An 833-nucleotide genomic window follows, 5' to 3' on the forward strand; every position below is an offset into this window, starting at 1 on the left:
TTTTCTACCATTAGTCAAGAGAAACCTTTGATATCAGTAACTCTGTTAACTATTTATTTATTCTTAGCTTAAGATTGCTACTTTTGGACTGAGAAATTAATATTTAGGCTACGCCAAAAAACACCTCAGGTATTTAAATTTTTTGAGGTGCTATAATCAGTTTAGATGAATTGTGTATTAGTGTTGTGGTAGGCACTTTCTGGAATCATACAATTCATTATTCTTAATTAGGTGGTAGATGGTTCTAATGAGCCGTCCCATCGCTGCTATGGCAATCTTCTTAGTGTGGGTTTCACTGGAAGATTGCTTTTTGCGTTGATAAAGAATACTGACGTTGGAGGGATGATATTTAGCAGCACACACCATATTCAAAACAGCTTTGAACAATATTTTTCGAGCGTATGAATTTCCACGTTTTCGGATGTGCTGTCCCATTTCGTAGTCTCCAGATTGATATTGAATTAAGTCAATTCCGATATATGCATTAATGGCATTAGAACTATGGAATCGACTAATATCGCCAAGTTCGGCTAGAAGGCAAACCGCTGTTTTAATGCCAAATCCTGGAATTGATTGCAGGATAGGAATCTCATTGAGTGATACTGAAATTTGGGACATTTCTCTAATAATTTCGTCTTTTTTATCATTGAGACGCTCTACTTCACCAGCTAGGTAAACGACAGAGCTAACCGCACACGCATCGCTACTAACCGCCGGAGCGGATTTGTTTGCTAATTCTTTAAGGTGCTCGGCTAAGCCAAGCGCTCGTTTTTCACTCATGTTCTTGAGTGTCGCTTTTAAAATTAGTTGCGCTAATTCTGATAGTTTAGTTT

Annotated in this window: 1 protein-coding gene; it reads right to left on the reverse strand. The window is 37.7% G+C overall.

The window, feature by feature from the left end; all coding sequences use genetic code 11:
• Positions 1–177: 177 nt before the first annotated feature.
• A partial coding sequence (locus tag IV84_RS10490; RefSeq protein ID WP_155515924.1) for a transposase occupies positions 178–833 on the reverse strand: 656 nt, incomplete at its 5' end.

Source organism: Pediococcus damnosus (assembly GCF_001437255.1).
GTDB classification, from domain to species: Bacteria; Bacillota; Bacilli; order Lactobacillales; family Lactobacillaceae; genus Pediococcus; species Pediococcus damnosus.